This is a genomic window from Agromyces sp. Marseille-Q5079, from assembly GCF_051016555.1.
Taxonomy (GTDB): Bacteria; Actinomycetota; Actinomycetes; order Actinomycetales; family Microbacteriaceae; genus Agromyces.
The window spans coordinates 775,582-801,582 of the sequence record NZ_JBPEJF010000002.1 but is presented as its reverse complement, the minus strand read 5'-3'; the positions used below and the strand labels follow the sequence as shown (position 1 = coordinate 801,582).

Here is a 26,001-nt window from a genome sequence, read left to right as displayed (position 1 = left end):
CCTCTGCGCCACGCGTGGATCCGCCATGCCGTCCCCGCACCGCACGGCGCCGAACGGCGGGCGCGGTGGGATGCGGGGACGGGCGCCTGCCGGTCGTCAGGCGTTCAGCGCCGCCGTCGGCGAGGTGCGGGCCGCTCGGACCGAGGGCAGCGCGCCCGCGATCGCCCCGACGAGCACGGTGGCCACGACGCCCGCCGCGAGCACGGCCGGCGGCACCGACACGAGCCAGCCGTTCGCCCCCGCCACGATCGCGGTGATCGCCAGGCCGATCGCCGTGCCCGCGATGCCGCCGTACAGGGCGAGCAGCATCGCCTCGACGAGGAACTGCGAGCGGATGTGGCCGCGCGTCGCGCCGAGCGAGCGGCGCAGTCCGATCTCCTGGCGGCGCTCGAGCACCGAGATCACCATCGTGTTCGCCACGCCGATGCCGCCGACGAGCAGGGCGATCGAGCCGACCCCGACCAGCAGCCCCGTGAACGCCTGGTCGATCGTGTTCTTCGCGGCGAGCGCGTCGGACGGGCGGCTCACCTTCACCTCGTGGGGCGACTCCGGGTCGATCGTGGCGGGCAGGAGCTCGCGCACCTCGGCGACCCGGTCGTCGGTCGAGCGCTCGTAGACGATCGTCGGCGAGCCGTCGAAGTCGAAGAGCTCGGCGGCGATCGGCGCGCCGATGATCGCCACGGCGTCGAGCTCGGGCGCGAGCGGCGAGCGGTCGAGGATGCCCGCGACGGTGAACTGCTGCCCGCCGATGAGGACCTGGCTCCCGATCGTCAGGATCCCGAGGCGCTCGGCGGCGGTCGCCCCGAGGACGACGGCCGGGTAGCGCTCGGTCGCACCGTTCAGCCACGCACCCGAGGCGAGCGTCGACCCGGTCGCGTCGAGCAGGTCGGGGTCGGCGGCGACGACGGAGAGGCCGCCGGTCGCGCCGGGGTCGATGCGCGCACTGCGGTACACGTTCACCTCGGCGAGCGTCGCCGTCCAGCTCGCCGTCTCGACCCCGTCGACGCGGCGCACCCGATCGACGGCATCGGCGGGCAGCTGCGTGTCCTCGCCGAAGAAGTCGGAGCCGGCCGATGCGGTGAGCAGGTTCGTGCCGAGCGACGCGAGCCGCTGCTTCACGAGCGCCTCGCTCGAGGTCGAGATGCCGACGACCGCGATCATCGCGGCGATGCCGATCGCGATGCCGAGCGCGGAGAGCGCGGCGCGGAGCGGTCGGGCGCGGATGCCGTGGAAGCCGAGCCCGACGAGGTCGCCGGTGCGCAGGCGCGAGCGGATGCCGCTCACGACGTCGCCCCGACGAGCGCGCCCGCCGCCGCATCCGGCACGGTGCCCGGGCCGGACGCCGATCGGGAGCCGGAGTCGTCCACGATCTCACCGTCGCGGATCGCGACCCGGCGCGGCATCCGCTCGGCGACCTGCGGATCGTGCGTGATCACGACGACCGTCGTGCCGGCCGCGTTCAGCTCGGCGAGGATGGAGACCACGCCGGCGCCGGAGCGGGAGTCGAGGGCGCCGGTCGGCTCGTCGGCGAGGATGAGCGCCGGTTCGCCGACGACCGCCCTGGCGATGGCGACGCGCTGGCGCTCGCCGCCCGAGAGCTCCTGGGGCCGGTGCCCCGCGCGCGCGGAGAGCCCGACCCGTTCGAGCGCGACGGCCGCACGGGCCCGCCGCTCCCTCGCCGGGATCCCCGTGTAGAGCAGGCCCGTCGCCACGTTGTCGAGCGCGGTGACGCCCTCCGCGAGGTGGTACTGCTGGAAGACGAACCCGATCGTGTGCGCGCGCAGGGCCGAGAGCTCGGCGTCGCTCATCGCGCCCGTGTCGAGTCCGTCGATGCGGATGTCGCCCGAGCTCGCGCGGTCGAGCGTGCCCATCAGGTTCAGGAGCGTCGACTTCCCTGACCCGCTCGGTCCCACGATGGCGAGCATCTCGCCGCGTGCGACGCGGAGGTCGACGTGCGAGAGCGCGACGGTCGGCGGCGAGCCGTACGAGCGCGACACGGCGGACAGGTCGATCAGCGGCGCGCTCATTCGGGCACCACGACCTCGTCGCCGGCCTCGAGCTCTCCGCCGGTGACCTCGACCATGCCGTCGGCGAACGCGCCGAGCTCGACCGGGACGAGCTCGGTCCCACCGCCCGCGACCAGCTCCACGCCGTACCCGCCGCCGGGGCGGGCGAGCAGGGCGATGACGGGAACGAGCAGGGCGTCCTCGCGCTTGACGGCGGTCAGCTCGCCGCTCACGGTCACGTCGTCGAGGCCGTCGGCGGATGCCGGGTCGTCGAGCGTGATCGTGACGGGAAGCTTGAGCTTCTTCCCGCCCTGGCCGTCGTCCTGTTCGGCGGGCGCGCCGACGGCCGAGACCGTGCCCGGCACCGTCTCGCCGCCGGGCAGGCCCAGCTGCACGGGAGTGCCGACCATCGCGACCTCCTTCAAGTTCGGGGCGAGCGAGGCGAGCACCTCCTTCTCGGTGCCGGAGACGGAGATCACGCCGGCACTCGCGGCGTCGCCGACGGTCGCCTTGTGTGCGGCGACGCGCACGGGCTGCGGCACGAAGACGATGCGCCCGGGCTCGATCGCGCCCGTCTCCTCGAGGCCGAGGGACTCCTGCCAGCGCTCGATCGCGGCCGCCGTGGATTCGGCGAACTCCTCGTCGGGCTCCCGGTCGAAGAACCCGAGCGCGGCGAGGTTCTGCTCGAGCTGACGCACGTCGGGGCCGTCGTCCATGCCGTACTCGAAGCCACGCCACATCGGGAGGTCGCCGAGCAGCAGCACGACGGGGCGGTCGTCGATGCGGAACAGGGTCGCGCCCCGGTCGAGCACGTCGCCGACCGCGGGCATGGCGGTGACGGTGCCGCCGAGCCCGGTGCCGAGCTCGTGGACCTCGCCGTAGCCGAGGTGGCCGCTCAGGCGGATGCGCTCGGTCAGGTCGCCGCGGGACACCGTCGAGGTCGCGGCATCGACGCTGCCGGGTCCATCGTCGGCCGCGGAGGCCGTCGGCCGGGTCGCGACGAAGACCGCCGCGACGATGCCGAGCACGGCGACGCAGGCGGCCGCGACGACGAGGACGGTGCGCGGCCGGCGCGGGCGGGCGGCCGGCGCGGCAGGCGCGGCCGGCGCCGCCACAGCGGATGCCGCGGCATCCGCACCCTGCCGGTCGTCCACCGGTCGCTCGGTCGTCACTGGTCCGACTCCGACATGTCGGGGAAGCCGGCCTGCTCGTTGCAGGCGTCCACGTCGGCCGGGTCCATCTCGTCGGCCGACATCGCCTCCATCGCGACGATGCCGCCGTCGGTCGAGATCTCGGGGTCGGGGTAGTCGTAGCCCGCCTCGCGCATGCAGGCGGCGAACGCGAGCATCGCCTCGTTCATCTCCTCCGCGTCCGGCATCCCGGGCTGCACGGGCGGTTCGCCGACCTCGTCGATGCACTTCTCGTTCGCGGCGTCCATCGCCTCGAGGTCGACCTCGCCGACGTCGAGGGACTGCGTGCTCGCGTCGTCGCCCGAGGACCCGCTCGTCGCGGCGCTCATCTCCAGGTCGATGCCCTCGGCCTTCATGCAGGCACCGAAGTCGATGGCCCACTCGTCGTAGGCGGCGTCGGAGTCGCCGGCGACGAGCTCGGGCGTCTCGGCGGGGCCGGGGGTGCATGCGGTGAGCGTGGCGAGCAGCAGGCCGATGCCCGCGAGGGCGAGGCCGGCTCGAGCACGGCGGGGGGTGCGTGTGGTCATCAGGTGTCCTTTCGGTGGCGCCGGAACGGGCGCGACACCCAGCACACTCGGAGCACGGTCGCCGTACCGTAAGCGGCAGTCCTGACGTTTTCCTTACCCTCGACCGGGTTGACTCGACCGGATGCCGCAGCAGAATGGAGGCCGACGTGCGTGTGCTGATCGTGGAGGACGAGCCCTACCTCGCCGAAGCCGTTCGGGCCGGGCTCGCGCTCGAGGCGATCGCCGCGGATGTCGCGGCCGACGGCTCGGTCGCCCTCTTCAACCTCGACGTGAACGACTACGACGTCGTGCTCCTCGACCGCGACCTGCCCGGCGTGCACGGCGACGACGTGTGCCGCATCCTCGTGGCCCGCGAGGAACGGCCCGCGATCCTCATGCTCACCGCCGCCCGGCGCACGGGCGACAAGGTCGGCGGTTTCGAGCTCGGCGCCGACGACTACCTGGCCAAGCCGTTCGAGTTCCCGGAGCTCGTGGCCCGCGTGCGCGCCCTCGGGAGACGGCGGTTCACCACGCTGCCGCCGCGGCTGGAGGCGGCCGGGGTCACGCTCGACCCGTTCCGGCGGGAGGTCTTCCGCGACGGGCGGTTCGTGCGCCTCAGCCGCAAGGAGTTCTCGGTGCTCGAGGTGCTCATGCGCGCGGGCGGCGGCGTGGTCAGTGCCGAGACGCTCCTCGAGAAGGCGTGGGACGAGAACGCGAACCCGTTCACGAACTCGGTGAAGGTGACGATCTCGACCCTGCGGCGCAAGCTCGGCGAGCCGTGGATGATCCGCACGGACCCGGGTGCCGGCTACGCGATCGACGTGGCTCGTGGCTGACCCCGTGGCATCCGCACCGCGTGCGTTCCGGCTGACCGTGCGGGCGCGGCTCGCGCTCACCTACGCGGTGCTCCTCGCGGTCGCGGGCACGGTGCTGCTGGTGATCATCGCGCTCATCGTGGGGTTGGTGCCGACGTACGAGTTCGCGGCGCCGATGACGGCCGCCGCCGCCACGGCGGACACGCTCGCGGTGGAGTCCGTGCCCGCCCAGGCGCTGCCCCTCGAGGCCGCTCCGACGTCTGCGGACGTCATCGATGTCGGCCTCCTCGCCGAGACGACCGGTTCGACGGTCGTGGTGAGCTCTCGCGCCGACATCGTGCAGCTGCTGCTGTGGGTCTCGGCCGGAGCCCTCGTGCTGCTCGTCGCGGGCGGGGCGTGGGCCGGCTGGTTCGTCGCGGGACGGATGCTGCGACCGCTCCAGGCGGTCAACCGGGCCGCGAACCTGGCCACGCACGGGCACCTCGACCACCGCATCGCCGTCACCGGCCCGCGCGACGAGATCACCGATCTCGCGGACACGTTCGACGTGATGCTGGCCGCGCTCGAACGCTCGGCGAACGCCGATCGGCGATTCGCCGCCAACGCCTCGCACGAGCTCCGCACGCCCTTGGCGACGACCCGCACGATGCTCGACGTGGCGCTGACGTCCCGCGCGGTCGACGTGGCACTGCTCGAACGGCTGCGCGAGATGAACGAGCGCAGCATCGCCACCGTCGAGGCCCTGCTCGACCTCTCGCAGGTCGAGTCGGCCGAGGCGGGCGAGCGCGTCCCGGTGGAGCTCGACGCGCTCGCGGCCTCCGTGGTCGACGAGGCGGCCCCGGGCGCCGCACAGGCCGACGTGCAGGTGACGGCGTCGCTCGGCCGGCTCGTCGTCGACGGCGACGCGGTGCTGCTCCGCCAGCTCGTGGCGAACCTCGTGCAGAACGCGGTGCGCCACAACCGGCCGGGCGGGTTCGTGACGGTGGCGACGGATGCCGCCGGGTCGTCCCTCGTGGTCGAGAACGGCGGCGCCGAGCTCGACGCCGCCGCCGTCGCGACGTTCACCGCGCCGTTCACTCGGGGCGGCGGTCGCACGCGCGAGGCGGGCGACCGCGGCCGGGGGCTCGGCCTCTCGATCGTGGCGGCGATCGCCGAGCGGCATGGCGCCTCGCTCGACCTCGCGCCTCGGCCGGGCGGCGGACTGCGCGTCGTGGTGCGCTTCCCGCGCTGACGTCGAGCTCACGCCCCCGAACGCACGGATGCCGCGGCCACATGTCGTGGCCGCGGCATCCGCTCGGGTGGCAGCGGGTCAGCGCTCGGTGACCGTGCCCGCCTTGATGTGCAGGCGCCGCTCGGCGCGACGGGCGACCGCCGAGTCGTGCGTCACGACGATGAGCGTGAGCCCGCGGTCGCGCCAGAGGCCCTCGAGGATGTCGAGGATCTCGTCGCGGGTCTCCTCGTCGAGGGCGCCGGTCGGCTCGTCGGCGAGGAGCACGTCGGGCTCCTTCACGAGCGCGCGGGCGATCGCGACGCGCTGCTGCTGACCGCCCGAGAGCTCGCTCGGCAGGTGCCCGGCCCGGTCGGCGAGGCCGACGGAGGCGAGCGCCTCGGTGGCCCGCTTCGCACGGAGCTCGCCGGAGATGCCGAGCGGCTCGAGCGCGGTCTCGACGTTCTCCTGCGCGGTGAGCGTCGGGATGAGGTTGAAGCCCTGGAAGACGAAGCCGATCTCCTTGGCGCGGATCTTCGCCAGTTTGCCGTCGGGCATCTTCGAGATGTCCTCCTCGCCGATGGTGATCGAGCCGGAGGTCGGCCGGTCGAGCCCGCCGAGCATCTGCAGCAGGGTCGACTTGCCGCCGCCCGTCGGGCCCTGGATGGCCACGTGCTGGCCGGCCCCGATCCGCAGGTCGACGTTCTTCAGGGCGTGCACCGTGCGGTTGCCCTGCTGGTAGGTCTTCGTGAGTTTCGTGAGTGTGTACATGGTGTCCTCGGTCTCGAAGCGTGGTCGGATGTCGCGGGGCCGGTCAGCCGACGCTCCGCAGGGCCTCTGCGGGGCGCAGTCGTGAGGCGCGCCATCCGCCGATCGCGCCGGCGAGCAGCCCGCCGAGGATCGCGATGCCCACGGCGATCGCGATGACCGACACGGTGATCGGGGCCTGCAGGGCGACCTCGGTGGTGGCCGCGGCCGTCTGCGCCATGGGGCCGCCGAAGGACCGCCCGCCGCCCGCCGCATCGCCGCCGGAGGCACCTCCGCCGGCCGCGCCCCCGGCCATGTCGAAGCCGCCGCTGGAGGCGCTGCCCGACAGGGTCGGCGCGATGACGTTGATCACGACGATGCCGATGAGGCCGATCGCGATGCCCAGTGCGCCGCCGATGAGGCCCGTCACGAGCGACTCGCCCGCGACCTGTCCGACGATGCGGCGGTTCGCCCAGCCGATCGCCTTCAGGGTGCCGAACTCGCGGGTGCGTCGCGTGACGCCCGAGATGGTGAAGAGGATCGCGATGAGGAACGCGGCGACGAGCACCGCGAGCGAGAGCCAGAGGCCCAGGTTCGACACGAGGTCGGACGCGGTGCTGAGCGAGCCGGACACGCTCGACGCGAGGTCCTCCTGCGTCGACACGGTCGCGTCGGGCAGGGCGGTCTCGATGTCGGCCTGCACCTGGGCGATGTCGGTCGACGAGGCGGCCTGCACGTAGATGTTCGAGATCATGCCGTCCTCGCCCGAGAGAGCCTGGGCCACGTCGAGGGGGATGTACACGTTCGACGCGCTCGCCGAGTCGGCGGCGTTCGAGGTGACCGTGCCGACGATCTCGAAGTCGGTGCCGCCGATGTCGATGGTGTCGCCCACCGCGAGCTCGGCGCTCGTGGCGTAGTCGGCGTCGAGCACGGCGACGTCCGCGCCAGCGTCGTCGGCGTCGAGCGTACGGCCCTCCGAGAGGGTCACGGCCGAGAGCGGGCCGATCGCGTCGGCTGAGGGGTCGAGGCCGAGCACGCTGAACGAGTCGACGTCGAACGCGCTGCCGCCGGCGCCGTCGGGGCCGCCCTGCGGGGGCGTGCCACCGGCCTGCTGGTCGGTGCCGCCGTCGGCCTGGCCGTCGGTCGGCTGCTGCTGGCTGAAGTCCGGCATCTCGCCGTTGAACGTCGTGTTCGTCAGCGACAGGGTCGCGGATGCCGCGGCCACGTTGTCCACGCCCAGCACGGTGTCGAGGGCGCCCTGGTCGAACGTGCTCGCGCCGAAGCCGGCCATCAGGCGCGACTGGCTGAGCTCGGTCGTGCCGTCGGTCGTCGTGCCGGCCCCCGAGTCGAACTCGAAGCGCGGTCCGCCGCCGGCGGCGTCGCCGTCCTCGGGCGGGGTGGGTGACTGGGTCACGGTGATGTCCGTGCCCACGCCGTAGACGGACTCGAGCACGTCGGCCTGCGCGGCCTTCACCCCCGATGCGACGGAGTTGACGATGATGACGAGGGCGATCGCCAACGCCATCCCGATGGCGATGATCGCCGTCTGTCTGCGGCGGCCGGCGAGTTCGCGCCGGAGATACGTGAAGAACATGGGCTTCCTCGGGGGTTCGGTGGGTTCGATCGGCTCGACGCTAGGCACGAGGCCTATGCGGTCCCTATGGCCCGGCCCATGCGTGGCTATGTCGTCGGCCCGCACCGGGCACGCGGCATCCGCTCAAGAAGTCCATAGGAAACGCATAGCGCGGCGGGGATACTGGAGACATGACGACCGCCACTCCGCACCGTTCCCCGCAGATCGCCAAGGGCGACGGCTCCATGGTCCGCGTGCTCGTGGTCGACGACGAGCACTCGCTCACCGACCTCCTGAAGATGGCCCTGCGCTACGAGGGATGGGACGTGCGCACCGCCGCCGACGGCGTCAGCGCCGTGAAGGTGGCGCGCGAGTTCCGGCCCGACGCGATCGTGCTCGACATCATGCTCCCCGACATCGACGGCCTCGAGGTGCTGCAGCGCGTGCGCGCCGACGGCACCGAGACGCCCGTGCTCTTCCTCACCGCGAAGGACTCGCTCGACGACCGCATCGCCGGGCTCACCGCGGGCGGCGACGACTACGTCACCAAGCCGTTCAGCCTCGAGGAGGTCGTCGCGCGGCTGCGCGGCCTCATCCGCCGCTCGTCGATCACCCTGGCGAACGCGAAGGACCCGGTGCTCGCCGTCGGCGACCTCACCCTCGACGAGGACTCCTACGAGGTCGAGCGCGCCGGCACGCCCATCGAGTTGACCGCGACCGAGTTCGAGCTGCTGCGCTACCTCATGCGCAACCCGCGCCGCGTGCTCAGCAAGGCGCAGATCCTCGACCGCGTCTGGTCCTACGACTTCGGCGGCAAGGAGTCGGTCGTCGAGCTCTACATCTCCTACCTGCGCAAGAAGATCGACGCCGGGCGCGAGCCGATGATCCACACCGTGCGCGGCGCCGGCTACATGATCAAGGCCGCCGGATGACGAAGCCGGGCGATCCCGGTCACGCCGCCGCCGCGCGAGCCGACGCCGTGCACACCGGCGCGGGCGCTGCCGTCGAACCCGACGCCGATCCGTCCGAGCATCCGGGTCGTCGCCGGCGCCGGCCGTGGACACTGCACCGTCGCCTGCTCGTCATCGTCGCGGCCCTGCTCGTCGCGGTCAGCGCGACCGTCGGCCTGGTGACCGTCGCCGTCTTCCACAGCGCCTCGATGGACCGCCTCGACGGCAACCTCGACGACGCGATCTCGCGCACGAACCTCCGCGCCTCGGGTCCGGGTTTCCCCGGCGACCCGAACGAGGGTCCCAGCGTCCTGCTCGACATCCCCGGCCAGCAGGCGGGAACCCTCGCCGCGCTCGTGCCCGAGGACGGCACGCCGACGGCCGGGTACATCACCGATCGCGGCCGCGTGCTCGACCTGCCGGTCGACCTCGCGCAGCCCCTCACCGAGGTTCCGGCCGACGGCGAGCCCCACTCGATCTCGATCGACCGGCTCGGCGAGTACCGGGCGCAGGCGGTCGAGCTGCCGGAGTGGAACGGCCTGAAGGTCGTGCTCGCGCTGCCGCTCGCCGAGGTGACCGCGACCACCGCCCAACTGGCGATCACGATCTCGATCGTCGCCGTGCTCGGCCTCGTGGTCGCGCTCTTCGTCGGATCGGTCGTCGTGCGCCGCGCGCTCAGGCCGCTCGCGAGCGTCACCGAGACCGCGCAGCGCGTCTCCGAGCTGCCCCTCGAGCGCGGCGACGTGGCGCTCGCCGAACGCGTGCCCGTCGACGACGAGCGCACCGAGGTCGGCCGGCTGGGCACGGCGTTCAACCGCATGCTCGGGCACGTGGCATCCGCCCTGACGGCGCGCGAGCACAGCGAGCGCAAGGTCCGCCGGTTCGTCGCGGACGCGAGCCACGAGCTCCGCACGCCGTTGGCGTCGATCCGCGGGTACGCCGAGCTCACGCGACTGCACGGCGGCGACCTCCCGCCCGACGTGACGCACGCGATCTCGCGCATCGAGTCCGAGTCCGTGCGCATGACCGAGCTCGTCGAAGACCTGCTGCTGCTCGCCCGCCTCGACGAGGGTCGCGAGCTCGCGGCCCTGCCCGTCGACCTCGAGCGCATGCTCGGCGAGGCGGTCGGCGACGCCCAGGCCGCCGGTCCCGGTCACGACTGGGAGGTGCGGGTGACGGATGCCGCGACCGACGTCGTCGGCGACGAGCCGCGCCTGCGCCAGGTCGTGACCAACCTGCTCGCGAACGCCCGGGTGCACACGCCCGAGGGCACGCACGTGGTCGCGTCGCTCGAGCGCGACGGCGACGAGGTCGTGCTGCGCGTCGCCGACGACGGTCCCGGCATCCCGCCCGAGCTCGTCGGCTCCCTGTTCGAGCGCTTCGCCCGCGGCGACTCCTCGCGTTCGCGCCGCGCCGGCAGCACCGGACTCGGGCTCGCGATCGTGCGGGCCGTCGTCGAGGCGCACCACGGCGAGGTCGACGTGGCGAGCGAGCCCGGCGCGACCGTGTTCACCGTGCGGCTGCCGGCCGCGCCCGTGAACTGATCCCGCTCCCGCTCCCGGTCGCGTCCGCGTCCGCCCCGACCCCGGCCACCTGGGCCGTACTCGGTCGAGGGGCATGGACTCTCGTCGGATCCACGGCCGCCCATGTGCGCTGCACGCACGAAGGCCCGCACCCTGTGGGGTGCGGGCCTTCGTGACGTGACGGGTGACCGGGGCTCAGGCCTCGGCGATGCGGCGCAGCAGCGTGGCGAAGCTGCGCAGCTCGGCCTCGGGGTGATCGAGCAGCACGTCGCGCAGGCGCTGCTGGTTGCCCTCGCGCACCTCGCGGACGCGCGATTCGGCCAGCGGCGTGGCGACGAGCACGCGCACGCGCCCGTCCTTCTCGTCGGCACGAGTCTCGACGAGGCCGAACTCCTCGAGCACGCGGACCTGGCGGCTGACCACGGACTTGTCCATCTCGAACATGTCGGCCAGCACGTGCGCATTCGCGGTGCGCAGGCGCACGATCGCCGAGAGCAGCTTGTAGCCGGCGGGCTGCAGGTCGGGGTGGACCTTCTGCGCCGCCTCCTTCCAGATGAGGCGGGCCCGGTTGAAGAGCATGCTCATCTGCTCTTCGACGTCGGCGATGGCCTCGTCGACGGCTGGGGATGCCTCGGTCACGATCGTCATGTTAGCGGTCGCCGCCCGTGGCCGGAGCGGTGCGCTCGTCGTCGGCGCCGCGCGTGCGCGTGGCGGTCTTCGCCGTGCCCTCCGCCGCGGCATCCTCCTCGATCATCGCGATGGACGACGTGACGGGAGCGCCGATCTCGGCTTCGGCCAGGTCGATCGCGACCTGCTCGAACTCCTCCTTCAGCTGCTCGGCCGAGGTCTTCGTCGAGAGCGCCTTGTTCGGCAGGAAGGCGATGGCGAGCACGCTCAGCACCGCGAGCGGCACGGCGACCCAGAACACGTCGGCGATGCCGTTGCCGTAGGCGTTCTCGATGATGACGCGGATGCCGTCGGGCAGTTCGGAGACGTGGGGGATGCCGCCGCCGGCGAGGCCCTTCAGCGCCTCGACGTCCTCAGGCGAGGTGGGGGTGTAGCTCTTCAGGCCCGACGTGATGTGCGTCGTGACCTGCGTGGCCAGCAGCGAGCCCATGATCGTGACGCCGATGGTGCCCGCGATCGTGCGGAAGAAGTTCACGTTGGAGCTCGCGGCACCCAGCTGCGAGGCGGGGGTGTCGTTCTGCACGACGAGCGTGAGGTTCTGCATGACCATGCCGAGGCCGGCGCCGAGCACGACCATGTAGACGCTGACCTGGAGGTAGTCGGTGTCGTAGCTGAGCGTCGTCATGAGGTAGCTGCCGGCGACGACGAGCACCGACCCGAGGAGCATGAAGATCTTCCACTTGCCGAACTTGCTGATGAGTGCGCCGATGAGGATCGAGGCGCCCATCTGGCCGACGATCATCGGGATCGTCATGAGGCCCGACTCGGTGGGGGTCGCGCCACGCGCCAGCTGGAAGTACTGGGCGAGGAAGACGCTGGTGGCGAACATCGAGACGCCGATGGCGACCGAGGCGATCACGGCGAGCGTGAAGGTGCGGTTCTTGAAGAGCGTCATCGGAACGATGGGCTCGGGCACGAAGAACTCGGTGATGATGAAGCCGATGATCGCGAGCGCCGAGACGCCGATCATCACGTAGCTGGTCATCGAGTCCCACTCGAACTCGCTGCCGCCGAGCGACACCCAGACGAGCAGCAGCGAGACGCCGACGGCGAGCAGCACGATGCCGATGTAGTCGATCTTCACGGCGCGCTTCGGCATGGGCGGCAGGTGCAGCGTGCGCGAGATGACGATGAGCGCGATGATCGCGAGCGGCACCGGCAGGAAGAAGTTCGCGCGCCAGCCCCAGGCGTCGGTGATGACGCCGCCGAGCAGCGGGCCGCCGATGGTCGCGACGGCCATGATGCCGCCGACGAAGCCCATGTACTTGCCGCGCTCGCGCGGCGAGATGATGACGGCGATGAGGATCATGACGAGCGACATGAGGCCGCCCGCGCCGAGGCCCTGGATCACGCGCACGGCGATAAGGGTCGTGGTGTCCTGGGCGAAGCCCGCGATCGCCGTGCCGACGACGAACAGGCCGATCGCCGCCATGAGCAGCGCCTTGCGGTTCACCAGGTCGGCGAGCTTGCCCCAGATCGGGGTGGAGACGGCCATCGCGAGCAGGCTCGCGGTGATGACCCAGGTGTAGGCGGTCTGGTCGCCGCCGAGGTCGGCGATGATGAGCGGCATCGAGGTCGAGACGACCGTGCCGGAGATGACGGCGACGAACATCGCCACGACGAGACCGGAGATCGCGATGATCACCTCGCGCGGGGTGCGTTGCGCCGGTGCGACCGGTACGGCCCCGGTCGCGGGCTTGTCTGCCACTGAAGTCACGGTGTTTCCTTACGTCTTGCGCGTTTCACAAAGTTGATATTCAACAACTATATATTTTTGGTTGCATTGAGTCAACTTTGGACATCGGTCAACTATTCCCGCGTTCCGCGAATTCGATCCCGGATGCCGCGCGCCGGCGCTCCGCGGGTGAGGCCTAGTGCCTGCGGGGCGCGGCCAGTAGGCTTTCAGCCAGTCGAGCTGGGGGGCAAGATGGCGCGAGGTGGGTCGACCCGTCACGGCGGTCGATCGCGCGGCGCGCGCTCCCTGAACCTCCTCCGGCTCGCTCTCGCCGCCCTCGCCGTCACCGGCGCCGGGGCCGCGATCACCATGGCGGCCTGGACCGACAGCACGACGTTCACCACGACGGTCTCCTCCGGCACGATCAACCTGCAGGGCGGCGTCGAGTTCCTGGGCGGCGCGGAGACCGGCGCCGTGCCCGACGAGGTCGACTGGCAGGAGTTCCCCGGACCGGATCCCGCGAACAGCGGGGAGGTGGTGCGCTTCGTGCCGCCCGCCATCGACTTCCAGAACCTGGGTCCCGGCCAGACGCGGAGCGCGACGGTCTGGCTCCGCAACCAGGGCTCGCTGCCGCTCGGCCTGCTGTTCGACACGGCCGATGCATCCGACGTGTCCTGGTCGGGCGCCAACCTGTTCCCCGACCCGCCCGCCGTCGCCGTCTCGGCGATCGACCGGAACGGCACGGCGGTCCCCTCGGTCGACGGGTGGGTGCTCCGCGGCGGCGACTGGCTCACCGTCACGATCACCGTGACCACGCCCGAGGACTGGCCCCAGCAGAACGCCGGCCGCTCCGGGCGACTCGACCTCGTCTTCGAGGCGACCACCGAAGGGGTGACGGTCGACTGACCGACGGACTCCGGATGCCGCGGCATCCGCTCGATCACAACTGAACAACCACAGGCGGCCGCCCAGCCGGGCGGAGGCCGCGAACCTCGGCCGAACGGTCGGAGACGAAGGGAAATGCCATGTCAACGCGTACTCCCGAGCAGGCGCGCAAGCGTCGGCTCATCACCGGAATCTCACTCGCGGCCGTCGCCGTCCTCGGCGTCGGTGCTGCGATCACCACCGCGGCCTGGACGGATAACGTCTGGTTCAGCGCCACGGCGAACACCTCGGCCATCGAACTGTACGGGGCGGTCGGGGACACCGCGCCGGCCCCGGGCGACGCGGCCTGGGAAGAGGCAGACGAGCTGGGCACCGCGGTCGTGATCCCGGCCGCGTCCTTCGCCGACCTCGTGCCCGAGGAGACGCGCGCGGTGCAGATCTGGCTCTGGAACGACTCGGACGTCGACCTGAGCGTGGAGCTGGCCACCCTCAACCTGACCGGCAACCCGCTCTTCGACCCCTTGGTGACCGCCCCATCGTCGCCCGCGGCGATCGGCGTCTTCACCGACGAAGCCGGTACGGCCGCGTACGCGACGACGGTCATCCCGGCGAACTCGACGCTCGGCCTGTGGGTCGTGGTGCAGACGCCCGACTGGGTCTCGCCCGATGACGACCTGATGCAGAACGTGACCTCGCCCGCCGTGCCACTGCAGTTCATCGGTTCCACGGTCGCCCCGTAAGAGGAGACTCCTCGCCGCATCATTCGAGCTTGGATGTCGCGGCCGGCTGAGACGAGATCGCATGACGAGCATCCGCGCGCACCGCGGCGCCCTCACCTGGGCCGCCGCGATGATCGCCGTGCTCGCCGGGTCGCTCCTGCTCGCCGTCGGAGCGGCCGGTCCCTCGCGTGCGGCCGAGTCGGTCGAGTTCACGCTCGTCTTCGAGGACCTCGTGCCCGGTGAGCTCCGCACGCAAGCCGCGGAGGCCACGCTGGAACGCGACGCGACCCTCACGTCGATCGAGTGGGTGGAGCGCACCGGGCTGCTCGCCGACGGCTCCCTCGATGTGACGGTCTGCAGGGGAGGTGCGTGCACCGCCCTCTCGACCTTCGCGGAGACGCCCATGCCTGCGGGCGTCATCGAGGTGTCGGTCACGGTCGGCGTCGACGCGGACGCGCCGCGCGGGGTGGACGGAACGGCGCTCGGACGGCTCACCTTCGTCGCCGACGACGCCGCGCCCGGAGGCGTGCCCGGCGACGGCGGCGGCGACGGCGGGCTCCCCACCACCGGCGCGTCCCTCGTCGCGCTCGTGTGGGGAACCGCGCTGCTGGCCACCGGCGCCCTGCTGGCCGGCGTCGCCGCGAGCCGGTCGCGTGCGCGACGACCGGAGCGTCGCTCATGAGGGTGCTGCGCGGCATCGGGAGCGCCGCGCTCTGGATCCTGGCGGGGGTCGGCGTGCTGTCGGGCCTGATGTGGGGGGCGAGCGCGGCCGGGCTGCTGCATCCGCTCATCGTGGTCTCGGGGTCGATGCAGCCGGGCATCCGCACGGGCGACCTCATCGTGGGCGTGCCACGGGCCATCGAGGAGGTCGCCCCGGGCGACGTGATCACCCTGATGAGCACGCACACGCAGAAGCTCGTGACGCACCGGGTCGTGGCGATCGAACCCGCCCACGGCGGCTTCGCGGTCGTGATGAAGGGCGACGCGAACGACTCCGCGGACGGCGAGGCGTACCGGGTCCCTGCCGGCACCAGCGTGCCCACCCCGCTGTTCGTCGTCGCCGGGGGCGGATACGTCGTCGAGACGATCAGCCGTCCGCCCGTGGCGATCCCGCTGCTGATCGCCATCGCCGCCCTCGTGGGGCTCGCGATGCTGCCGTCGGGGCGCCGGGATGACGAGGACGAGGCGGATGCCGCGGCATCCGCCGAGGCGGCCGCGCCGGTCGCCGGCGGCGGCACGTGACCGCCCGGTCGCGCGTGTGGCGGGCGGTCGCCACGCTCGCCGCGGCTGCGCTGATGATCGGCGGGGCCGGGACGGTCGCGGAGACCACCGCGGCCTGGGTCGACGAGACGCGGTTCCACGCCGATGCGACGTCGCTCGCCTCGTTCCCTGCAGTGGCCGACACCTCGCACGACCCGATCGCGATGTCCCCGGGGCTCGAGTTCTCGCTCTCCGAACCCAGCCAGTCGCCGAACGATGCGGACATCTGCATCATGCAGATGTCCGTGACGAACACGACCGCGACGCCGCTCGAGTGGTGGGTCGAGTTCGACGTCGACCTGCCTCCGTTGTGGGGGTACGACCCCACGGTGCCGGGCGCCTTCGGCCTGTCCCGCATCGCGACGATCTCGTTCGACGCGGCGACCGGCGTCTGGCGCATCGGGGGAACCGCGAATGACACGGCTGTGCTCGCGCCAGGCGACACCAAGTCGGGTCTCGGATACTGCTCCATCGACAGCGGACCGCAACTTCCCGACGATCCCTCCCTTTACGAGGTCGAGGTGTTCAGGGACCCCCTCGGGATCGAGTCGTGCGTCTCGATCCACGTGGCGACGACCTTCCCATGGGCGATCGTCTGGAGCACTCGGGTCGACATGCTCGACTTCTACACCGAGGCCGAACTCGCCGGACGGACCACTCTCACCACGTCTCAGGCCGTGGCGACGCCCGTCAGCGACGAGCCGTACATCTACGACGTCATCGGCGACGACTCGTCGCGCATGATCGCCGCGCCATGGGGCGACCGCGATCTCGTTCGTGCGGTGTGCCTGCAGGCGCCGGTGACGCCGCTCCCGCTGTAGAGCGCCCGCTGGCCTCGATTTGGCCGTGCCCGCGGCATCCGGTAGTGTGTTCCGAAGCCGAAGACCGCTGGTTGTCGTGCGCATCGAAAGATGTGCCGACCGAAGTCTTGCGAAAGCAAGGGCCCGCGCAGGTGTGACGAAGACTTTCCGATGAGAATCGGGCCAGGCTCCGCGCAACTGCGCCGGAGCCTTTTTGCTGTCCGCATCACCTCGCCAGCTGCGATCCGAAGCCGTGCACCGCCACCGCGATGCACGTTGAGTACACAAGGAGTGGCCATGGCGAACAAGGAAGCCTCGGTTGCCGAACTCACGAACCTGTTCGAGAGCTCGACCGCCGTTCTGCTGACCGAATACCGCGGCCTGACGGTTGCCCAGCTCAAGCAGCTGCGCAACAACATCCGTCAGGACGCGTCCTACGCCGTGGTGAAGAACACGCTGACCAAGATCGCCGCGAACAACGCGGGTATCTCGACGCTGGACGACGACCTCAACGGTCCGTCCGCCGTCGCCTTCGTGCACGGTGACTTCGTCGCCACCGCCAAGGCCGTTCGTGACTTCGCCAAGGCAAACCCGAATCTTGTGATCAAGGGCGGCGTCTTCGAGGGCAAGTCCCTCGACGCCGACGAGGTCAACAAGTACGCCTCGCTCGAGAGCCGTGAGGTTCTGCTGGCGAAGGCAGCGGGAATGATGAAGGCGACGATGGGCAAGGCTGCCGCCACCATCGACGCGCTTCGCGAAAAGCTGGAGACCGCCGAGGCCGCGTAAGCGCCCGACGTTCTCGTTCTACAACCACAAAATATCTAGGAGATACATCATGGCGAAGCTCACCACTGAAGAGCTGCTCGAGCAGTTTGCCGGTCTGACGCTTGTCGAGCTCAGCGAGTTCGTGAAGGCGTTCGAGGAGAAGTTCGAGGTCACCGCGGCCGCTCCCGTCGCCGCCGCCGGTGGCGCTGGCGCTGCTGTCGAAGAGGTTGAGGAGAAGGATTCCTTCGACGTCATCCTCGAGGCTGCCGGCGACAAGAAGATCCAGGTCATCAAGACCGTCCGCGAGCTCACCTCGCTCGGCCTCGGCGAGGCCAAGGCCGTCGTCGACGGTGCTCCCAAGGCCGTGCTCGAGGGCGCGAACAAGGAGACCGCCGAGAAGGCGAAGGCTGCCCTCGAGGAAGCCGGCGCGACCGTCACCCTCAAGTAGTCGCCGCCCTCGCGAGAGGGTCGCAGCTTGAGGTGACCTGCGTCACCTGAACGAAAACGGATGCCCCGTGGCTCGTCATGAGCCACGGGGCATCCGTCGTTCGCGGAGCTCAGTCGTGCTCGCTCCGCAGGAGGAGGGCGGCCAGCCCGGCGTAGGTGTTCGGGCCGGCGACGCCGTCGATCGGCCCCGTGTATCCGCCGCGGACCGCGATGCGCTGCAGCGTTTTCCACGTGTTCGGGCCTTCGATGCCGTCGATGGGGCCGGTGTACCCGGCGCCCGTGAGCACGGTCTGCACGCCCTTCCAGGAGTTCGGCCCGAGGACGCCGTCGTAGGGGCCGAAGTAGCCGCCGATGCGGGCCAGCACCTGGAACGCCCGGTTCGTGTCCGGTCCCGGTGCGCCGTCGATCGGACCGGCGTAGCCGAAGCCCTCGAGGACGGTCTGCACGCCCCTCCACGAGGCGGTCCCCATGACGCCGTCGACGGGGCCGGTGTAGCCGCCGAGGGCGGCCAGTCGTTGGAGGGCGCGGAACGTGCCGGGTCCCGGCAGGCCGTCGACGGTGCCGGTGTAGCCGTAGCCCTTGGCGGCCTGCTGGAGGCCCCTCCAGGTGTTCGGCCCCGGAGCGCCGTCGTTCGGGCCGTCGTACCCGCCGGCCCGTGCGAGCCGCTGGAGGGTGATGCCGTCGGCCGATGAGATCGGAACGGTGGCGGCATGCTCGGTGGTCATGGTGTGCTCCTTCATCGGGGCATGCGACAGGGGGCCGCCGATCCGGATCCTACGACTCGGCGGCCGGGGCCGCCAGTGCCGCGGCGGTCGGTGTCGTTGGTGACCAAGGAAATTGCATAGCCAAGCTATGTATACTGGAGGCATGCCACAAGACCTCCGCACCGTGCTCGGCGACCTCGTCGCGGTGAACAGCCGACTCACCCGCCTCGCGGCATCCGCCAGCGGCAACACCGAGTCTCCCGCCATCTGGCGCACCCTCGCGGTGCTCCGCGACCTCGGTCCGGTGCGCCTCGGCGAGCTCGCCCGCGCCAGCCGCGTGAGCCAGCCGACGATGACCAAGCTCGTGCACACGCTCGACGAGCGCGGGTGGATCCGGCGCATCGCCGACGCGGGCGACGCCCGGGCCTGGCTCATCTCGGCAGACGCGAGCGGCGTCGCCGCGCTAACCGCGTGGCGCGACGAGATCGCCTCGGTGCTCGAGCCCACGTTCGACGACCTCACCGACGACGAGATCGCCACGCTCGCGGCATCCGTCGAGATCGTGCGAACGCGGCTCGAGCGCGCCCGTGCCGCGATGCAGGCCGGAGAGGTCGCGTGAGCGCCGGGCACGGCGCATCCGGGTCGATCCTGAAGCAGCCGAAGGCGGTCTGGGCCGTCGCGTTCGCGAGCGTGATCGCGTTCATGGGCATCGGGCTCGTCGACCCGATCCTCCCGGCCATCGCCGAGGGCCTGGAGGCCACGCCCACCGAGACCGAGATGCTGTTCACGAGCTACCTGCTCGTGACCGGCGTCGCGATGCTCGGCACCAGCTACATCTCGAGCCGCATCGGGGCGAAGAAGACCCTGCTCATCGGACTCGGCATCATCGTCGTGTTCGCGGCGGCGGCGGGCCTCTCGCAGAACGTCGAGTCGATCATCGGCTTCCGTGCGGGCTGGGGCCTCGGCAACGCCCTCTTCATCTCGACCGCGCTCGCGACCATCGTCGGCGCCGCCTCGGGCGGCTCGGGCGCGGCCATCATCCTCTACGAGGCCGCCCTCGGACTCGGCATCGCGATCGGCCCGCTCCTCGGCGGACTGCTCGGCAATCTCAGCTGGCGGGGCCCGTTCTTCGGCACCGCCGTGCTCATGGCCGTCGGCTTCATCGCCATCGTGGTGCTGCTGAAGGGCGCGCCCGACGACCCGCGACCAGAACCGACGCGGCTCTCGGCGCCGATCCGCGCGCTCGGCCAGCCGGCCCTCGCCGTGCTCGCCGCCACGGCGCTGTTCTACAACATCGGCTTCTTCGTGCTGCTCGCCTACTCGCCGTTCCCGCTCGGATTCGACGCCCTCGGCCTCGGCTTCACGTTCTTCGGGTGGGGGGTCGCGCTCGCGATCACCTCGGTCTTCGTCGCGCCGCTGCTCACCGCACGGATGCCGCGCACGCTCGTGCTGCGCATCGCACTGCCGCTCCTCGCGGTCGTGCTCGTCGCCGCCGGGCTCTCGATCGAGTCGCAGGCCTGGCTCGTGGTCTGGATCATCGTGGGCGGACTCGTGCTCGGCGTGCTGAACACCGTGCTCACCGAGTGCGTCATGGAGGCGACCGACCTGCAACGCTCGGTGGCGTCGAGCGCGTACTCGGCCGTGCGGTTCCTCGGCGGGGCGATGGCGCCGCCCGCCGCAGCGGAGCTCGCGCGGCTCATCTCGCCGCAGGCTCCGTACTACGCGGCGGCGGGTTCCGTGCTCGTCGCGACGCTCATCGTCGTGATCGGGCATCGCGCGCTCCGGCGGGTCGACCGGCCGGAGTCCGAGCCCGCGCTCGTCGAGGCCGAGGCGATCTCGGTGGGCGACGCGGCGTAGCGCTCAGGCCGTGGGCGGCTCGGCCGTCCACGGCGCGCCGAGCTCGCGGAAGGTCCTGCCTTCGAGCACCACGCGCTCCGACCACGCCTCGAGGTCCCGCACGACGCGGTGATCGCCGTCGGCGTCGGTCGTCCGGTCGACGTGCCGCGGATCGATCGGACGGGCGGCCTCGCCCGTGCGCACCGCCTCGAGCACGCGCATGAACGCCCCGGTGGCCGAGACGGGCACCAGCAGGGGCGTGCCGAGGCGCACGTGGTCGACGAGGTTCTCGAGCAGCCCGGTCCGCGCATGCGCCGTCGTCGTGGGCAGTGCGCTTCCGGGGCGGAACACCTGCACGAGGTCGAGCGTGTACCAGAGCACGAGTCGAGCCTCCGTGCCGCGCACGACGACGCACGGCTCGGCCCGGGCCCCGGCCGTGAGGCTCAGGGCGCCGGCCACCCGCGCCCCGTCGACCAGGTCGACGATGAGGGACGACGTGTCGTCGGCCTCGATGTCGTTCGCGCGGTAGAGGTCGAGTCGCACGTCGGCGACATCCGCCGTCGTGGTCGCACCGGCGACCGCCAGCGAGGTCGCCACGGCGTGCGCGAGCGGATTCGTCACCGCGCCGTCGACGACCGGCAGGCCGTCGAGCGTGCGGCGTCCGGCCCACGGTGCGCGCCGCCAGTACTGCTCGGTGCGCGGCCACGTGCCGAGCGCGCCGTACCCGACGGGTTCGCCGACCGCACCCGCGACGACCAGGTCGCGCACGGCGCCGATCGCCGATGACCCGAGGCTCTGGAAGCCGATCTGCACCGACCTCCCGGTCTCGGCGGATGCCGCGACGAGGCGTTCGAAGTCCGCCAGCGTCGGCGTCGGCGGCTTCTCGAGCAGCACGTGGGCGCCGGCCCGCAGCGCCGCGTGGGCGAGCGGGAGGTGCGTGTGCATGGGCGTGGACAGCACGACGACGTCGAGCGCCTCGCGGTCGATCATCTCCAGCGCGTCCGCATGCGCGACGACGCCCTCGAGCCCGCTCTCGGGCGGCCGGGGGTCGGCGACGGCGGCGAGCTGGATGCTCCCGGTGCGCTCGAGGGCGATCGCCGCGGCGACGTGGCTCGCGCCGTGTCCGTGGATGCCGGCGATGCCGACCCTGAGCGGAGCGTCGCTCATGCGCGCCCTGAGTCGACTGTCGCGCCCGTGGCCGCAGCGGGCGTGCGGATGCCGTTGGGATTCGCGAGCGCCGGCTTGAGGTCGAGGCCGGGGATGTCCGCGTTCGCCTCGGTCGCGAGGCGTTCGGCGAGCCGCTCGAGTTCGGCCGGGTCGGTGATGATCCGGTCGACGATGAGCGCGTCGATGCCGAGCTCGAGTCGCCCGCCCTCGGCCACGTGCACCTCGTCGTCCCACGCGATCGCCGGTCCGATGCCGAGGTACTCCGAGACCCTGGCGAACCATGCGAGCGGCTCTCGATCGGCCGGCTGCGCGAGCAACACGGTGATGCGACGCTGCGAGTCGACGACCGCGAGCCAGGGCGAGCGCGAGCCGTGCGCGGCGGCCTCGCCGACGCCGTCGCGCGTCACGACCGTCGCCTCCCACTTCGGGAAGCGCCAGAACAGTCCGCCGTATCCGGCGCCGTCGCGGCCGTTCGTCGCCGGCGAGCCGAGGCGGAGCGCCCCGAAGTTCGCGGCGAGGCTCGACCGCCATCCGAGCATCCACGCGTCGCGCTCGCCGACCCTCGTCGGCCGGCCGGTGATGCGACGCACCTCGCTGAGCTGCGCGACCTCGCGTTCGTCGATCCAGGTGAGGCGTTCGACGAAGGCGTCGCCGACGAGCTCGAGGTCGTCGCGGCGCTGCAGGCCCTGGTTCTCGAGCATGACCGATCCGACGCCCTGCACGTAGGTGCGACCGCCCCAGTAGGAGGTGCCGTTCACGTCGGGCAGGGCGATGCCGATGCCGTAGTGGTGCAGGTGGTCGGTCGGGTGCACGTCGGTGACGCGCACGCCGCCGAGCGACTCCACGGGGTGCAGGTAGGGGCGAGGCGAGAGCACCGAGTCGATGGTGCGTCCCTCCTCGTACCGGGCGACCACGCGGTCGCCGATGCGCAGGATCGGGCGGCCGGGCGAGAGCCATCCGGTCGCCTCGGGAGCGGGACCGGTGCTGCCACGGGCCTCCAGGATCGCTCGATAGGAGAGCGGATGCGTCGCCGGCGTGCCGGCCATCTCGTCGCGGAGGCGCCGCCAGGCCTGCGCGCCGAGCTCCACGCGCGGCACCGACATGGTCGTCAGCGGGGGAGCGGCGAACCTGGCGAGCGGCACGTCGTCGATGCCGGCGACCGACAGCTCACCGGGCACGTCGACGCCGAGCTCGCGGAGCCGTGCGAGCAGGCCGAGCGCGATGAGGTCGTTGAACGCGACGATCGCGGTGGCGCCGGAGGAGAGCACGTGCTCGGCCGCGCGATAGCCGTCTTCGATCTGGGAGCCGCCCGCGATGTCCTCGACCTGCACGTCGGCGTGGTGGGCGACGAACTCGGCGAGCCCGCGGCGGCGCAGCCCGTCGGCGTAGGACTGCGGCGGGCCGGCGACGTAGGCGAGCCGGGTGTGACCGAGTGAGAAGAGGTGCTCGGCGATCGCCCCGGCCGCATGGGCGTAGTCGATGGAGAGCTCGGCGGCGGGGTTGCTCGCGACGGGCCGGTTCACGACCACGATCGGCCCCGATCGGGCGAGGAGCGCCTCGAGGCGCTCGGCCGGCATGCGGGGGGAGACGAGCACGAGCGCGTCGCAGCGGGACCTCGCCTCGGCGGCGATCTCCTCCTCGTCGGCGACGCGCTCGGCGGTGTCGGCGACGAGCACGCGGTATCCGTCGCGCTCGGCTTCGCGGCTGAGGCCCTTGAGCACGCCCTGGAACATGGGGTTCTCGAGGTCGGGCACGACGAGGGCGACGGTGTTGCTGCGACCGCGCACGAGGTTGCGCGCCATCTGGCTGGGGGAGTAGTTGAGCTTGTCGATCGCGTCGAGCACCTTGGCCGCGATCGAGGGGTCGACCGTCGTGTTGCGGTTCAGCACTCGCGACACGGAGGCCTGCGAGACGCCCGCGTACTCGGCCACCTGGGCGATGGTGACCTGCCGGTGGGGCGGGTTCGGCACGTGGACCTCCGTCGGATGGTGATTCGATACTGCACCCGATGACGCGGGCGCACGGTTCCGGGCCGAGCGAGTCTCGGGCCGGGGGTGGAGGAGCGGTGGAGAGGACCACCGCCCCTCCGGGCGGATCGGATGCCGCGGCAGGCAGGTCGCGGCATCCGTTCCCTTGCGGGGACTGACGGTCCGGGAGGGCCGTCGGGGGTGGGGCGGGTCGCGAGGAGTTCCGTCTCACGACCCGCCCACATCTGCGGTGCGGGCGGGATGCCCGCGGATCAGATGGCTGCGTCGTCGAGGGAGCGCTGGAGCTCCTCGATGAACGACGTCGCCGCCTCTTCGGGCGTGAGTTCGCCGAACAGCACCTTCTGGGTGTGCTGGTCGATGATGGCCTCGATCGCGCCACCGCCCGGGGGCGTCGCCGGCGGTGCGGCGCCGATCTCGGGAGCGAGGTCATCGAGGAATCCGACGACCGTCTGGTTGGCCTCGTCGAGCTTCGGCGTGATGTACTCGCGGATCGCCTCGTTCGCCGGAACGCCGCGCTCGGCGAGCAGCAGGTCGGCCGCCTCCTCGCTGTTCGAGAGGAAGTCGAGGAACGTGGCGACCTCGGCCTGGTGCTCGGTCTTGGCCGAGGCCGACCAGAACATCGAGGGCTTGTAGTAGGCCCAGCCGTCGGACGCCTCCGCATCGGCGGGGACTCGCAGTGCGACGAGGTCCTGGCCGCTCGCGTCGCGCAGGGCCTGCACCTGGTTCGACCACCACGGGCCGAACGCCGAGGCGTTCGTCGCGGTGAACGACTCGGCGAGGCCGCCGGACTCGCGCTCGATCGTGGCGGCGGGGTCGGGCGTGGCACCAGACTCCGTCGCGTCGAGCAGGAACTGCCACCAGCTCGCGAGGCCCTCCTCGGTCGCGGCGACCTTGCCGTCGGCGGAGTAGAGGGATTCGCCCTGCTGACGGAGCCAGTTGTTCAGGCCGCCGTCCTCGAAGCCCCACGACTGCGTGCCGATCGTCGCACCGCCGGAGGCCTCGGCGACCTCCTGGGCGGTGGCGATGAAGTCGTCCCAGGTCCAGGTCGTGTCGTCGGGGAGCTCGACGCCGTACTGGGCGAGCAGGTCCTTGTTGGCCATGATCGTGTACGAGTTGATGCCGACGGGTACGCCGTACTGGGTGCCGTCGAGGGCGCCCGTGTCGAGGATGGTCTCGGGGAACTCCTCGGTCGAGAGGATCGACGAGAGCCCGGAGAGGTCGGCGAGGACGCCGTTGGACGCGTAGGTCGAGAGCTGCTTCTCGTCCATCTGGATGATGTCGGGGATGTCGCCGGCGGCGACCGACGTCGAGAGCTTGTCCCAGTAGCCGGCCCAGTCGGTGTACTGCGGCTCGATGGTGATGTTCGGGTGCTCGGCCTCGAACGCCGCGATGAGCTCCTCGGTGATCGCGTGGCGGGTGTCGTTGCCCCACCACGTGAACGAGAGGGTCACGGGCTCGTCGCTGAGCTCGAGTTCGGGGGCTGCGGCCTCGCCGCCGCCGGCGTCGTTGCCGGCGCACGCCGTGAGGAGAAGCGTCGCGGCGCCGATGGCTGCGACGAACCCGGCACGGCGTCGTGTGATGCCTCGCATGGTCGGATCCTTCCTGGTGCTGTCATGGATGTGCTCGGTGATGAGCGTGGTGCTGGTGGTGATGGTGGTGCGACCGGTGGGGCCGGTCACTTGATCCCCGTCGTGGCGATGCCCTTGATGAGGAATCGCTGGCCGAAGAGGAAGATCAGGAAGATCGGGATGAGCGAGACCACGCTCATCGCGAACAACTCGCCGAAGTCGGTCGAGCTCTGCGCGTCCTGGAACGCGTTGAGGGCGAGCGGCACGGTGTAGAGGCTCGGCTTCGTCAGGAAGATGAGCTGGCTGAAGAAGTCGTTCCAGGTCCAGATGAAGGTGAAGATCGTGGTCGTCGCGAGGGCGGGCACCATGAGCGGGAGGATGATCTGCAGGAAGATGCGCGGATGCCCCGCCCCGTCGATGCGCGCGGCCTCGTCGAGTTCGCGCGGGATGCCGCGGATGAACTGCACCATCAGGAAGATGAAGAAGGCATCGGTCGCGAGCAGCTTCGGCACGATGAGCGGCAGGAAGGTGTTGACCCATCCGAGCTGCGAGAACAGCACGTACTGCGGAACGATGATCACGTGGATCGGGAGCATGATGCTCAGCAGCATGATCGCGAACCAGAACCTCTTGCCCGTGAACTCGAGCCGCGCGAAGGCGTACGCCGCGAGCGAGCACGAGACGAGGTTGCCGATGATCGAGCCGATCACGACGAGTCCCGAGTTCACCAGGTACACGTTGAACGGGTACGTCAGGGCGTTCCATCCGTCGACGTAGTTCGAGATCTCGAAGCTGTCGAAGACGAGTCCCGCCTCGCGGAAGATCAGGTCGGTCGGCCGGAACGAGCTGACGACCATCCAGATCACCGGATACAGCATGAGCACTGCGGCGGTGATGAGGATCACGTGCCGCACGAGGCTCGTGAGGGGCTTGCGGAACACGCGGCGCCGGCGGCGCTGCTCCCGGACCGCGTCGGGACCGAG

26 protein-coding genes and 1 pseudogene are annotated in these 26,001 nt (G+C 71.4%); 13 read left to right on the top strand and 14 right to left on the bottom strand.

Annotated elements, in window-relative coordinates; all coding sequences use genetic code 11:
* Positions 1-96: 96 nt before the first annotated feature.
* From ACR3IO_RS07470 to ACR3IO_RS07455, 4 genes are read right to left on the bottom strand one after another with little or no spacing between them, the layout of a single operon-like run.
* Positions 97-1,284: an ABC transporter permease gene (locus ACR3IO_RS07470; protein ID WP_434070537.1), complete on the bottom strand. Its 1,188-nt coding sequence runs from the start codon at positions 1,282-1,284 to the stop codon at positions 97-99.
* A complete protein-coding gene (locus tag ACR3IO_RS07465) occupies positions 1,281-2,027 on the bottom strand; it encodes an ABC transporter ATP-binding protein (RefSeq protein ID WP_434070536.1) in 747 nt (248 codons plus the stop codon). The genes ACR3IO_RS07470 and ACR3IO_RS07465 overlap by 4 nt, the downstream gene beginning before the upstream one ends.
* Entirely contained in the window at positions 2,024-3,178 is a 1,155-nt protein-coding gene (locus ACR3IO_RS07460; protein ID WP_434070535.1) for an efflux RND transporter periplasmic adaptor subunit, read from the bottom strand. Before ACR3IO_RS07460 ends, ACR3IO_RS07465 begins: the two co-directional genes overlap by 4 nt.
* Positions 3,175-3,723 carry a hypothetical protein gene (locus ACR3IO_RS07455; protein WP_434070534.1) on the bottom strand — a complete coding sequence of 183 codons (549 nt, stop codon included), beginning with the start codon at positions 3,721-3,723 and terminating at the stop codon, positions 3,175-3,177. The genes ACR3IO_RS07460 and ACR3IO_RS07455 overlap by 4 nt, the downstream gene beginning before the upstream one ends.
* Before the next feature lie 146 nt (positions 3,724-3,869).
* Between ACR3IO_RS07455 and ACR3IO_RS07450 the strand changes: the two genes are divergently transcribed.
* Positions 3,870-4,538: a response regulator transcription factor gene (locus ACR3IO_RS07450; protein ID WP_434070533.1), complete on the top strand. Its 669-nt coding sequence runs from the start codon at positions 3,870-3,872 to the stop codon at positions 4,536-4,538.
* A complete protein-coding gene (locus ACR3IO_RS07445) occupies positions 4,531-5,748 on the top strand; it encodes a sensor histidine kinase (protein ID WP_434070532.1) in 1,218 nt (405 codons plus the stop codon). Before ACR3IO_RS07450 ends, ACR3IO_RS07445 begins: the two co-directional genes overlap by 8 nt.
* Positions 5,749-5,826: 78 nt before the next feature.
* Here ACR3IO_RS07445 and ACR3IO_RS07440 read toward each other — a convergent pair whose 3' ends face one another.
* The 3 genes and pseudogenes from ACR3IO_RS07440 to ACR3IO_RS07430 all read right to left on the bottom strand — a co-directional run.
* Positions 5,827-6,495, bottom strand: coding sequence for an ABC transporter ATP-binding protein (locus tag ACR3IO_RS07440; RefSeq protein ID WP_434070531.1), 669 nt, complete (start codon positions 6,493-6,495; stop codon positions 5,827-5,829).
* Between the two features lie 43 nt (positions 6,496-6,538).
* Positions 6,539-7,039 carry an FtsX-like permease family protein gene (locus tag ACR3IO_RS07435; RefSeq protein ID WP_434070583.1) on the bottom strand — a complete coding sequence of 167 codons (501 nt, stop codon included), beginning with the start codon at positions 7,037-7,039 and terminating at the stop codon, positions 6,539-6,541.
* 174 nt (positions 7,040-7,213) lie between these two features.
* Positions 7,214-7,996, bottom strand: a pseudogene (locus ACR3IO_RS07430) (ABC transporter permease); the annotation flags it as partial.
* 239 nt (positions 7,997-8,235) lie between these two features.
* Between ACR3IO_RS07430 and ACR3IO_RS07425 the strand changes: the two are divergent.
* Both ACR3IO_RS07425 and ACR3IO_RS07420 read left to right on the top strand, forming a co-directional pair.
* Positions 8,236-8,976 (top strand): response regulator transcription factor, encoded by a 741-nt coding sequence (locus ACR3IO_RS07425; RefSeq protein ID WP_434070530.1) that lies wholly within the window; start codon positions 8,236-8,238, stop codon positions 8,974-8,976.
* Positions 8,973-10,538, top strand: a complete 1,566-nt coding sequence (locus ACR3IO_RS07420; protein ID WP_434070529.1) for a sensor histidine kinase — start codon at positions 8,973-8,975, stop codon at positions 10,536-10,538. The genes ACR3IO_RS07425 and ACR3IO_RS07420 overlap by 4 nt, the downstream gene beginning before the upstream one ends.
* 174 nt (positions 10,539-10,712) lie before the next feature.
* Here the strand turns inward: ACR3IO_RS07420 and ACR3IO_RS07415 are convergent, their stop codons facing one another.
* Both ACR3IO_RS07415 and ACR3IO_RS07410 read right to left on the bottom strand, forming a co-directional pair.
* Positions 10,713-11,165, bottom strand: a complete 453-nt coding sequence (locus ACR3IO_RS07415) for a MarR family winged helix-turn-helix transcriptional regulator (RefSeq protein WP_434070528.1) — start codon at positions 11,163-11,165, stop codon at positions 10,713-10,715.
* 1 nt (position 11,166) lies between these two features.
* On the bottom strand, positions 11,167-12,816 hold the full coding sequence (locus ACR3IO_RS07410) for an MDR family MFS transporter (protein WP_434070582.1): 1,650 nt from the start codon (positions 12,814-12,816) through the stop codon (positions 11,167-11,169).
* A gap of 315 nt (positions 12,817-13,131) precedes the next feature.
* Here ACR3IO_RS07410 and ACR3IO_RS07405 point away from each other — a divergent pair, with 315 nt between their 5' ends.
* The 7 genes from ACR3IO_RS07405 to rplL all read left to right on the top strand — a co-directional run bounded on the left by ACR3IO_RS07405 (position 13,132) and on the right by rplL (position 17,756).
* Entirely contained in the window at positions 13,132-13,785 is a 654-nt protein-coding gene (locus ACR3IO_RS07405) for a hypothetical protein (RefSeq protein WP_434070527.1), read from the top strand.
* Positions 13,786-13,904: 119 nt separating this feature from the next.
* On the top strand, positions 13,905-14,504 hold the full coding sequence (locus tag ACR3IO_RS07400) for a hypothetical protein (RefSeq protein WP_434070526.1): 600 nt from the start codon (positions 13,905-13,907) through the stop codon (positions 14,502-14,504).
* Between the two features lie 61 nt (positions 14,505-14,565).
* A complete protein-coding gene (locus ACR3IO_RS07395; RefSeq protein WP_434070525.1) occupies positions 14,566-15,165 on the top strand; it encodes a hypothetical protein in 600 nt (199 codons plus the stop codon).
* The gene (locus tag ACR3IO_RS07390) at positions 15,162-15,725 is read left to right on the top strand and encodes a signal peptidase I (RefSeq protein ID WP_434070524.1); all 564 of its coding nucleotides are present in this window, start codon (positions 15,162-15,164) and stop codon (positions 15,723-15,725) included. Before ACR3IO_RS07395 ends, ACR3IO_RS07390 begins: the two co-directional genes overlap by 4 nt.
* A complete protein-coding gene (locus ACR3IO_RS07385) occupies positions 15,722-16,564 on the top strand; it encodes a hypothetical protein (RefSeq protein WP_434070523.1) in 843 nt (280 codons plus the stop codon). The genes ACR3IO_RS07390 and ACR3IO_RS07385 overlap by 4 nt, the downstream gene beginning before the upstream one ends.
* A gap of 276 nt (positions 16,565-16,840) precedes the next feature.
* The gene (rplJ, locus tag ACR3IO_RS07380) at positions 16,841-17,329 is read left to right on the top strand and encodes a 50S ribosomal protein L10 (protein ID WP_434070522.1); all 489 of its coding nucleotides are present in this window, start codon (positions 16,841-16,843) and stop codon (positions 17,327-17,329) included.
* Positions 17,330-17,378: 49 nt separating this feature from the next.
* On the top strand, positions 17,379-17,756 hold the full coding sequence (gene rplL / locus ACR3IO_RS07375) for a 50S ribosomal protein L7/L12 (protein WP_434070521.1): 378 nt from the start codon (positions 17,379-17,381) through the stop codon (positions 17,754-17,756).
* A 109-nt stretch (positions 17,757-17,865) separates the two neighbouring features.
* Here rplL and ACR3IO_RS07370 read toward each other — a convergent pair whose 3' ends face one another.
* The gene (locus tag ACR3IO_RS07370; RefSeq protein WP_434070520.1) at positions 17,866-18,480 is read right to left on the bottom strand and encodes a hypothetical protein; all 615 of its coding nucleotides are present in this window, start codon (positions 18,478-18,480) and stop codon (positions 17,866-17,868) included.
* A gap of 142 nt (positions 18,481-18,622) precedes the next feature.
* On the opposite strand from ACR3IO_RS07370, the gene ACR3IO_RS07365 reads away from it, so the two are divergent.
* Both ACR3IO_RS07365 and ACR3IO_RS07360 read left to right on the top strand, forming a co-directional pair.
* Positions 18,623-19,078, top strand: coding sequence for a MarR family winged helix-turn-helix transcriptional regulator (locus ACR3IO_RS07365; RefSeq protein ID WP_434070519.1), 456 nt, complete (start codon positions 18,623-18,625; stop codon positions 19,076-19,078).
* Positions 19,075-20,316, top strand: a complete 1,242-nt coding sequence (locus ACR3IO_RS07360) for an MFS transporter (RefSeq protein ID WP_434070518.1) — start codon at positions 19,075-19,077, stop codon at positions 20,314-20,316. Before ACR3IO_RS07365 ends, ACR3IO_RS07360 begins: the two co-directional genes overlap by 4 nt.
* A gap of 3 nt (positions 20,317-20,319) precedes the next feature.
* Here the strand turns inward: ACR3IO_RS07360 and ACR3IO_RS07355 are convergent, their stop codons facing one another.
* The 4 genes from ACR3IO_RS07355 to ACR3IO_RS07340 form a co-directional block, all read right to left on the bottom strand.
* Entirely contained in the window at positions 20,320-21,462 is a 1,143-nt protein-coding gene (locus ACR3IO_RS07355; protein ID WP_434070517.1) for a Gfo/Idh/MocA family protein, read from the bottom strand.
* A complete protein-coding gene (locus ACR3IO_RS07350) occupies positions 21,459-23,432 on the bottom strand; it encodes a DUF6807 family protein (RefSeq protein WP_434070516.1) in 1,974 nt (657 codons plus the stop codon). Before ACR3IO_RS07350 ends, ACR3IO_RS07355 begins: the two co-directional genes overlap by 4 nt.
* Before the next feature lie 269 nt (positions 23,433-23,701).
* Positions 23,702-25,129, bottom strand: coding sequence for an ABC transporter substrate-binding protein (locus tag ACR3IO_RS07345; protein ID WP_434070515.1), 1,428 nt, complete (start codon positions 25,127-25,129; stop codon positions 23,702-23,704).
* Complete coding sequence (locus ACR3IO_RS07340; RefSeq protein WP_434070581.1) at positions 25,126-25,896, bottom strand: carbohydrate ABC transporter permease; 771 nt, start codon at positions 25,894-25,896, stop codon at positions 25,126-25,128. The genes ACR3IO_RS07345 and ACR3IO_RS07340 overlap by 4 nt, the downstream gene beginning before the upstream one ends.
* Between the last annotated feature and the right edge of the window lie 105 nt (positions 25,897-26,001).

Excerpts from the sequence above, each read along its gene's own strand:
- ACR3IO_RS07405 (WP_434070527.1), top strand. The coding sequence starts at position 13,132 with ATGGCGCGAGGTGGGTCGACCCGTCACGGCGGTCGATCGCGCGGCGCG.
- ACR3IO_RS07390 (WP_434070524.1), top strand. The coding sequence starts at position 15,162 with ATGAGGGTGCTGCGCGGCATCGGGAGCGCCGCGCTCTGGATCCTGGCG.
- ACR3IO_RS07365 (WP_434070519.1), top strand. The coding sequence starts at position 18,623 with ATGCCACAAGACCTCCGCACCGTGCTCGGCGACCTCGTCGCGGTGAAC.
- ACR3IO_RS07340 (WP_434070581.1), bottom strand. The coding sequence starts at position 25,896 with ATGCTGTATCCGGTGATCTGGATGGTCGTCAGCTCGTTCCGGCCGACC.
- ACR3IO_RS07410 (WP_434070582.1), bottom strand. The coding sequence starts at position 12,816 with ATGTTCGTCGCCGTCATCTCCGGCACGGTCGTCTCGACCTCGATGCCG.
- ACR3IO_RS07370 (WP_434070520.1), bottom strand. The coding sequence starts at position 18,480 with ATGACCACCGAGCATGCCGCCACCGTTCCGATCTCATCGGCCGACGGC.
- ACR3IO_RS07400 (WP_434070526.1), top strand. The coding sequence starts at position 13,905 with ATGTCAACGCGTACTCCCGAGCAGGCGCGCAAGCGTCGGCTCATCACC.
- ACR3IO_RS07455 (WP_434070534.1), bottom strand. The coding sequence starts at position 3,723 with ATGACCACACGCACCCCCCGCCGTGCTCGAGCCGGCCTCGCCCTCGCG.
- ACR3IO_RS07395 (WP_434070525.1), top strand. The coding sequence starts at position 14,566 with ATGACGAGCATCCGCGCGCACCGCGGCGCCCTCACCTGGGCCGCCGCG.
- rplL (WP_434070521.1), top strand. The coding sequence starts at position 17,379 with ATGGCGAAGCTCACCACTGAAGAGCTGCTCGAGCAGTTTGCCGGTCTG.
- ACR3IO_RS07355 (WP_434070517.1), bottom strand. The coding sequence starts at position 21,462 with ATGAGCGACGCTCCGCTCAGGGTCGGCATCGCCGGCATCCACGGACAC.
- ACR3IO_RS07415 (WP_434070528.1), bottom strand. The coding sequence starts at position 11,165 with ATGACGATCGTGACCGAGGCATCCCCAGCCGTCGACGAGGCCATCGCC.
- ACR3IO_RS07465 (WP_434070536.1), bottom strand. The coding sequence starts at position 2,027 with ATGAGCGCGCCGCTGATCGACCTGTCCGCCGTGTCGCGCTCGTACGGC.
- ACR3IO_RS07420 (WP_434070529.1), top strand. The coding sequence starts at position 8,973 with ATGACGAAGCCGGGCGATCCCGGTCACGCCGCCGCCGCGCGAGCCGAC.
- ACR3IO_RS07425 (WP_434070530.1), top strand. The coding sequence starts at position 8,236 with ATGACGACCGCCACTCCGCACCGTTCCCCGCAGATCGCCAAGGGCGAC.
- rplJ (WP_434070522.1), top strand. The coding sequence starts at position 16,841 with ATGGCGAACAAGGAAGCCTCGGTTGCCGAACTCACGAACCTGTTCGAG.
- ACR3IO_RS07440 (WP_434070531.1), bottom strand. The coding sequence starts at position 6,495 with ATGTACACACTCACGAAACTCACGAAGACCTACCAGCAGGGCAACCGC.